This window comes from Hoylesella loescheii DSM 19665 = JCM 12249 = ATCC 15930 (assembly GCF_000378085.1).
Classification (GTDB): domain Bacteria; phylum Bacteroidota; class Bacteroidia; order Bacteroidales; family Bacteroidaceae; genus Prevotella; species Prevotella loescheii.
Window position 1 is genome coordinate 367,851 of record NZ_KB899211.1, and the last position, 8,870, is coordinate 376,720.

Genomic DNA, 8,870 nt, shown 5'->3' on the forward strand with positions numbered 1-8,870 from the left:
TTCCGATATCTTATCTCGCTGCCTATCCTTACACGATAGGCAGTGAAATACCCTTAATCTTTTGGTAAACGTCTAGTGCAAACAGATCGGTCATACCACTAATATAGTCAATCACTGCCTGTATGCGCGTTTCAAGGTTAGGGCTGTTGATGTCGTATTGGCTGCTAAAGCGCTGAATAAGCTGTCTAGAATAATACCTTTGCGGTTCTACAGCGGCTTCAACCAATGCCGTAAGCAAGGTCTCCATAATGTTATAACCACTCAATTCTACATCAAGCACAGGTTTGCTGTTGTATATCTTCTGTCTCGAAACCTTTTCGCAGCGGTGATAAGCATCGCGTTCAAGGGGCGAAATGTGGTCGATTAGACAGCCTTCAAGCGTACCATCAAGCAGCCTTTGCTCGTTGGCAACGAAGGCCTCCACGCATTTTCGTTCCAACAAGCTTATCACGCAAGCCCGCATATACACCACCTTTTCGTGCACATCGGTAACACCCTCTTCATCAATTCGGTTTCTTATGCGTTGCTTTCCTTCTTCGTCGAAGAAGCCAAGTAATAGGTCTTCGGTTTCTTCAAGCGATAGTATCTTCAGCTTATGCGAGTCTTCGATGTCCATCACCTCATAACAAATATCGTCGGCAGCCTCTACCAGATATACAAGCGGATGACGAGCGAAACGCAAAGGTTCGCTGGGTGTAGACCGGCGAATAATCCCCAATTCATCGGCAATTTTGCAATACGTGTCTGCTTCCGAGGCAAAGAAGCCAAACTTGGCCTTCTTTCCTGCCGCACCACTTTCGAAGGGGTACTTCACGATGCTGGCCAACATGCTATAAGTCATTACAAAACCGCCAGCCCGTCGTCCGTTAAAGCGGTGAGTAAGCAAGCGGAAGGCATTGGCGTTACCCTCAAAATGGGTGAGGTCGGTCCAGAAGTTGGCCGACAGTTTGTCTTTCAACGCCAGTCCAGGTCCTTCTGAAAAGAAAGTCTGTATTGCCTTTTCGCCACTGTGCCCGAAAGGTGGGTTGCCCATGTCGTGTGCCAAACAAGCTGCGCTTACAATGGTCCCGATTTCCTCGAACAGCGTGTTGGCCAGTTCGGGATGCAGTGCTATCAGCGCGCGAGCTACATCGTTGCCCAGCGACATGCCCACCGAGGCCACCTCAAGGCTATGTGTTAGGCGGTTGTGAACGAATACACTGCCCGGTAGGGGGAAAACTTGCGTCTTGTTTTGCAGTCTCCTGAAAGGTGCCGAGAAAATCAACCGGTCGTAATCGCGTTTAAATTCCGAACGGTCGTCATTCCTTTCAGGGTGCTTACCCTCTTGCCCAAAGCGTTTGTTGGATATCAGTTGTTGCCAATTCATTGTCGATGTGCATTGTTTTGTACTTGCAAACTTACTCAAAAAAGTTCGTTTTCCGTTATTCTGGCCAAAGATAATGCGTTGTCCTTTCGTGCTGAATACCTATAAATTGGTATTTCCCTAGTCTTCGAATTTGCGTAACTTTGCTCGCAGATAGCATAAGGGGTTGCTGTGGGGAATGGTTTACAGGCTGCCCGACGCAAGCTATCTTTCATTTTAACGCCATTAACGCACATGTATAACGACGTATGGAATGCATTGGAACAGGCAACGCTGTTTGCGGGAATGAAGGCCGAGGAAATTGAAGGCGAACTGAAAGCGCTCGACTTCAATGTGCGCGACATTCCTGCGAAGGATACCTTCTTGTATCAAGGCAAAGCTTGCCAAGAGGCCATTATCGTGTTAGACGGCGAGTTGGTGGCGCGTATGACCGAGGGCGATAACAAGACACTCACCGTGGATTATCTGCGAACGGGTACGCTTTTGACACCCGCTTTCCTCTTTTCAAACGATAGAAATGCGCCCGTTAGCCTTATGGCAGTCAGTCATGCAAGGCTTTTTTGTATGTCTGTTGCCCATCTCGACCTTTTGTTACATGCCAACATGCAGGTGCGCCACAACTTTCTTCGCCTGCTGTCAGATATCAACCTTTTTCTTCTTAATAAGATAAAGTCGGTTTATCTTGCTCCACTTCGCGATCGGTTGGCCCAACATCTGTTGCGTATGGCCCGTAAGACAGGTAGTTCCAACATTACCCTGCACCACTCGCGACAAGAGTTGGCCGACCTTTTTGGTGTGAGGAAAAGTTCGCTTATCCGTTCTTTGTCAGAGCTTGAAGCGCAAGGCGCCATCTTCGTTCGCCAAAAAGAAATCGTCATTCTTAATGCCAACATGCTCAAAGCTGGCACATAAGGGCAAGGGGTGCCTTCATAGTTATGAGTAGAAAGGCTGTTTGCACTTTGCATAGGGGTGATGTTTGCGCAATGCTCTTGGTAACCAAGACGTATTTTGGGGATAACTCCAAGGGCATACTCACCGATGGTTGCGTATGTGGCAAGCCTTTTGGGGGCTCGTTTATAGCGTTTTTGTGGAATGCCCTTAATGAGGAGATGAAAAGCCTTATACGATAAGTCGCTCTACAAATGGTAAACCCTTGTAACGCCATTTTATATCGGTCGTCGTCTTATATCTAAGTTGGAACCCTGTTCCATGTCAACTGGAACGGTGTTCCATATCATCTGGAATACTGTTCCAACTTATATGGAACAGAAGTCCAAAAATGTTATAGCAGTCTAAGAATTCAAAAGTTGATGAATAAGGGCTTATTAGTGGATGTGCGTTTTGTTGTTAGGTGCGGTTTTGGCAAAGTGTACTTGCATCTAAGTAGTTCGTTCCTTGCATCGGACTATATATGGTAACGCTCTCCCGATAGGCTTTTGCCATTTTGCCAACGTCAACTACTCCATATTATATATATAATGTGTGAGAGGCGTATCGTTCTATGTTGAGCGGTTTGTAATTAACTAGCTGATAATGTGTGATTTATATGTTGTCGTGAAAAATATTTTATTTTGTCCCATCTTTTTTTATTCGTTATTTTTGCAAATAATAAGAAAATGACTATCTTTGCGAAATAAACCTGAATCGCTCTACATAAAACAAAGGAGCAACAGAATAGAATAGGTGGAGAGAACGGTATGCACATTGTGGCGGAGAAGTGCCTTGTCCCTTACCGAATTGTTTTAGACTGTAACGCTAATCCAGAATGAGATGAAATCTATCCACACCCAAACTCCTGAACGACAAGGCTTGCCCAAGGGCAAGTTGTTGCGCGTTTGCTGTGTATTGGCATGCGCGCTTGTTAATCCGTATGCACTGACGGCTGGTGCTTCAACACCAGAAGAGACCCAGACCGAGGTGCAACAAGACACGAAACATACGCAACGCCGTATTTCGGGGCGCATCGTTGACGACACGGGCGAAGGGCTCCCAGGCGTGGCTATAGCCTTTAAAGAAAGCTCGCTTGTGGGTATTACCGACAGTGATGGCTATTTTGACATTCCCTTGACCGATAAGGAAAAGACGATGGTAGTTACCTTTGTGGGCATGAAACCGCAGCAGGTGAGTATCGGTTCGAAGCGCAAGCTAAACCTGACAATGGAATCTGATCAGCATTCGCTATCAGACGTGATTGTGACGGGTTATCAAACGCTCTCCAAAGAACGGGCAACAGGTGCTTTCGCGCTTATCACGCCCGAGAAACTTAAAGGTAAGCTGCAAACCAACATCATGCAACGCTTGGAGGGTGCAGCCGCTGGATTGACGGTGATGGGCACGAACGACTTTTTTGTTCGTGGTATAACAACCTTGCGCAACGGAGCATCGGGCTATGAACCGCTTATCGTTGTAGACGGAATGCCATTCGAAGGCTCGCTCGCCAGTATTAATCCTGCCACCATTCGCAGTGTAACTTTGCTTAAAGATGCCGCTGCGGCTTCTATATATGGTGCAAGGGCTGCTAATGGAGTTATTGTAATTACCACGATATCTGGAAACGGAGCGGGTAAGGTGAACGTGCGTTACGATAGTAGTGTGAAGTTTACGCCAAAGCCCAACATGGATTATCTTAACCTTATGGACAGCCGTGAGTTGGTAGATTTTCAAAAGTGGTCTTTCAAATACGTTCAGGGAACTTATGGCGACTTGAACAAGCGTGAAGAACATAACCCATTATGGGTGGCCTTGCTGAAACATCGCGCGGGCATGATGGATGATGTACAACTTGAGAAAGAGCTGGATGTGTATCGCAATTTGGACAATCGGGATCAGCTTGACCGCTTTTATCGTCGAACAGGCGTGGAACACCAGCACAACCTAAGCATTACGGGTGGCAACGAATATAACACCTATGCGCTAACCCTTAACTATGGGGCGGTTTATCCTAACGCCAAATACGTATCTACAACGAACTATGGATTTACCCTGCGCGACGAGATGAAGTTCTTCAAATGGTTGAAGGCCGACCTTTCTTTGGCTGCCAACTTTACGCGTGGGCAGGGCGATTCGGGTGCAGGATCTTATGAGGGGTCGTTGTTGGGCATGCCTTCGTATTATATGTTGGAAGATGCCGAAGGGCGTCCGCTACACATCAGGCATAAAAAGTCTGAATACGAGATGCAACGACTGATGAGTATTGGATTGCACGACGAGCATTACAGCCCCATAACTAATCGTGAAGAAGAGTTCTTTGAGAATAAGAGCAGCTACTATCGTATGCAGTTGGGCTTCAATGTGATGTTTACGCCTTGGCTAAATCTTGATGTTAGGTATCAAAGCGAGAATGGCTATTATCGTGATAGGTATGTGGCTACGAAGTACTCTTATAAGATGCGGCACTACATAAATGATGCAGCGCAATACGACCCAGTTAAACAAGAACTGACATTGAATATTCCCGAGGGTGGTATGCTCACCGAAAAGCGGGGAGATAAACCATCGTACACCTTGCGTGCGCAATTGAACTTTGCCAAGGAGACGGGCAAACACTACATTACAGCTATAGCTGGAGCAGAACGAAGACAAAACCGCGAAACGGAAACAAGTGTGAATTATGTTGGCTATGACGACCAAACACTGGGCTATAAGCCAATTAACACTCTCAACTTGTTAAACCTGCAAGGTACGCAAGCACTCTATGGCTATTTCACAGAGTGGGGCCCGCTAGACAACAACTATGTAAGTGAGCACGACAATCGCTTTGTAGCCTTCTACGCTAATGCGTCTTACGCCTTCGACGATCGTTACGACTTAACAGGTAGTATTCGTATTGACCAGTCGAACCTATTTGGTACCGATCCTAAATATCAGTATCGTCCCCTCTGGTCGTTGGGTGCCAGCTGGCATTTGCGCAACGAACACTTTATGGAAGGGCGCGCTTCGTGGCTTAATAACCTAACCATGAGGCTTACTTATGGTATTGGCGGAAATATACCCAAGGGTGGTGGCCCATTCCTTACTATAAGCGACGCACAATATTCTGATTGGGCCAAGGATTTCTTCGCTCAAATTAAGAATCCGCCAAACAAGTCGTTGAGATGGGAAAAGACTGCGACGTTTAACTTCGGAATTGATTTTGCCATACTGGGAAACAGAATTTGGGGTAGTCTTGACTTCTATAACAAGAACACCACCGACCTGCTAGCCTTTCGCACTAGCGACTATACGCTGGGTTGGGATAATGTGCTGCTGAACTATGGTTCGATGTATAACCGCGGTGTGGAATTGTCGTTGGGTAGTACCAATGTGGCCACGCCTAACTTTAAGTGGGATACGTCGCTGAATTTCAGTTATAACAAGAACAAATTGGTAGATGTGGAAGACTCTGAAACCACAGTGTTCGCCTATACAAAGGAGTATGCTAATGTAAAAGGATATCCTGTTGGAGGAGTGTTCAGCTTTAAATATGCAGGTATTAACGATGCTGGTCGGCCACAGTTCTACGTAAATCAAGGTCAGGATGTGGATCAAAACGTGACCGACATTAACGACTTGGAGTTTTCGGGAACATCAACGCCCGTATATACAGGGTCGCTAACAAATAGCCTTAGCTATCGAAACTTCGACCTGTCTTTCATGTTCGTCTATTATGGTGGACACGTTTTCCGGGGTGAAGCAGCGCAATATCTGATGTATCCCACAGGTTCGAACATCGCAAGAGAGGTTCTTAACCTGTGGAAACAGCCTGGTGACGAAAAGAATCCAGATGTAACGCCCGGTATCGTAGGTGGTCAACTTGATATGGCTGATGACCAACACCCCTGGTATGCAGCCGATAAGCATGTGCAAAAGGGCGACTATATCAAGCTGCGCGATGTGTCGTTGACATACAATTTTTCAAAACAGCTCATCTCGCGCGTGGGGTTAAGTTCGCTTTCAGTAACCTTGCAAGCTCAGAATCTATTTACGTGGCATGCCAATAACAAGGGTTTCGACCCCGAAGCGATGTCCACCTATGGATACACATGGGGAAAAAGATCTACGCCCATTCCCACAACGTGGACTTTGGGAATATCTGCTAACTTCTAAACATGCTCGACAATGAAAAAGTTACTTATAAATGCGGCGCTTGGCGTGACACTCGTGGCCCTGAACGTGGCTTGTGAAGACTTTCTGAATGTACAGCCCAAGGGAGAGACGATACCGCAAACTGTAGACGATTACGCCTACATCATGAATTTTCCTGATCTGATGAAGGGAGGCGAGAACTTCCCCCTTTACCTCACTGATGATGTTTATCTGCCCGACACAGCAGAGAACGAACTTATCCCAGGACTGAATATCAAAGAGCGATATATACAAAATCTCTACACCTTTAATAAGGATGTGTTCGGCGAAAGCGTTACCGACGTGTTCTGGGCATCGGCTTATCAGCGCATATTCTACTCGAATGTGGTGATAAACAACGTGATGGATGCTACGCATGGCAGCGAGACTCAGAAGCTTAATCTTCGTGCTGAGGCTCTGGCTGAGCGGGCACTTGAATACTTAAATCTCGTCAATGTTTACGGTAAACATTACGATCCGTCGACGGCACAAGCAGATCTTGGTGTGCCTTTGGTGTTGGAAGATAACATCAACCTGACGGATTTGAAGCGCGCGACGGTGGCAGAGGTGTACGATTTGGTTGAGAAGGATCTTCAGGCAGCCGTGCGTGACTTGCCCCATAAGCCTAAGCCTAACGCCTTTAAGTTTTCAAAATCTGGTGCTCGGGGTGTTTTGGCGCGCATGTATCTTTATCAAGGCAAGTATAAGGAAGCTTTGGAATGTGCCGACAGTGTTTTGGCCCGTAACGATACACTCTTAGATATGAGGGATTATCATGTGCTGGTTAACGAAAGTGCCATTGGGCGAATTGATATCCCCGATAAAGATGCAAACAAGGAGAATGTGCTTATTCGTCTTGCACCATTTGTTTATGCACTGAGTGATGAAACTTTCGGTAGCGATGACTTGATGCAACACTTTACAAAGAAAGATATGCGTAGGCTGTTGTTCTTCAGTGATAGCATAAACAGCACGCAGTTTGAAAAACCCTTATGGCGGCCTTGGTTTGAGCAGAACATGGGGATAACTACATCCGAAATGTATCTTCTGGTGGCCGAATGCGAAGCAAGACAGGGAAGCATAGGAAGGGCAATGGAACTGCTTAACAAGTTGCGTAACAATAGGATTGTAGATAATAAGGCGCTTACAGCAGCGAATCGCGACGAGGCATTAAAGTTGGTGCTCGAGGAACGTAGGCGCGAGTTTGCATTAACAGGTCTTACACGTTTTATCGACCTGAAACGATTGAACCTTGACTCGCGTTTTGCAAAGACTGTCGTGCACCATGTTGTAGGGAAAGACCTAACGCTTCCACCCAATGATCCACGCTGGGCGCTACCCATTCCTGCACGTCCACTGCGCTTTAATAAGTCGATGCTGCCCAATCCAAGGTAGAGTAGTGCGATTTATAGTTCTCCCTAGAGGGATGCTATAGACTTTATAGATACGGTTTGTCGGGTTAGCTTGGTCTAGCCCGACAAATCTTATTTGTGCTTTTCCCTTGATCTGGCAATTGAGTATTAACCCACATGGGTGATTAGCCCGCTTAGGGTTTAATGTAGAATTGCTTGAGACTGGCGGCCTTATGTAAAGAAACATGTGAGAGCGTACAGCGGATGTCGAAAAAGGGATTAAGGTTACTTCATATTTTATTCAGCGAATAGAGAGAAATATTGTTCTGTTTGCAAATGTTCTGCTCTATATATATAAGGTGTATGGGTGTTTTTTAGATTCTTAAAGTATTTATAAACGTTAAATAATAGATTAAAATGAATATTTTCTTGCGAGTTGTTTTGCGGGAAATGAAAAAGTGTGTAATTTTGCATCCGCTTTCGGGAACAAAGTTGCCCGTGAACGTTATGAAAGAGTTCATTGAAAGATTTACATAGACAGTAGTAGTACAAGAGCAGACGCGCTCGTTTTTTAGACGGGCGTGTTTGGGTAGAACATTAAAGAACCGTCGGTTCCCCTTTCCCTTTTTGGGAGTGGGTTAATCGATACAGGTGAGTGTAACTACGATAGATTTGGGTGCTCGTCCTGATGGGATAATGCCGCAAGGCATAAAACTTTTAGCGTTTTGGTTTCTCTTTCGTTAGGGATTCCTTGATGCGCAGACATTTTACAATGGAGAGTTTGATCCTGGCTCAGGATGAACGCTAGCTACAGGCTTAACACATGCAAGTCGCGGGGCAGCATGGGGGTTGCTTGCAACCCCCGATGGCGACCGGCGCACGGGTGAGTAACGCGTATCCAACCTGCCCTTCACCACGGGATAACCCGGCGAAAGTCGGACTAATACCGTATGTTGTCCATTGACGGCATCCGATTTGGACGAAAGGTTTGGCGGTGAAGGATGGGGATGCGTCCGATTAGCCAGACGGCGGGGTAACGGCCCACCGTGGCG

General features: G+C 46.3%; 4 protein-coding genes and 1 rRNA gene. 4 read left to right on the forward strand and 1 reads right to left on the reverse strand.

Going from position 1 to position 8,870, the window contains the following annotated elements; translation table 11 throughout:
* Positions 1 to 28: 28 nt before the first annotated feature.
* Positions 29 to 1,366: a dGTP triphosphohydrolase gene (gene dgt / locus F453_RS0103695; RefSeq protein ID WP_018966795.1), complete on the reverse strand. Its 1,338-nt coding sequence runs from the start codon at positions 1,364 to 1,366 to the stop codon at positions 29 to 31.
* A 231-nt stretch (positions 1,367 to 1,597) separates the two neighbouring features.
* On the opposite strand from dgt, the gene F453_RS0103700 reads away from it, so the two are divergent.
* The 4 genes from F453_RS0103700 to F453_RS0103720 all read left to right on the forward strand — a co-directional run.
* A complete protein-coding gene (locus tag F453_RS0103700) occupies positions 1,598 to 2,275 on the forward strand; it encodes a Crp/Fnr family transcriptional regulator (protein WP_018966796.1) in 678 nt (225 codons plus the stop codon).
* 858 nt (positions 2,276 to 3,133) lie between these two features.
* Positions 3,134 to 6,448, forward strand: a complete 3,315-nt coding sequence (locus tag F453_RS0103710) for a SusC/RagA family TonB-linked outer membrane protein (RefSeq protein WP_018966798.1) — start codon at positions 3,134 to 3,136, stop codon at positions 6,446 to 6,448.
* Between the two features lie 12 nt (positions 6,449 to 6,460).
* The gene (locus tag F453_RS0103715; RefSeq protein ID WP_018966799.1) at positions 6,461 to 7,861 is read left to right on the forward strand and encodes a RagB/SusD family nutrient uptake outer membrane protein; all 1,401 of its coding nucleotides are present in this window, start codon (positions 6,461 to 6,463) and stop codon (positions 7,859 to 7,861) included.
* 726 nt (positions 7,862 to 8,587) lie between these two features.
* Positions 8,588 to 8,870 (forward strand): 16S ribosomal RNA (locus tag F453_RS0103720); the annotation flags it as partial.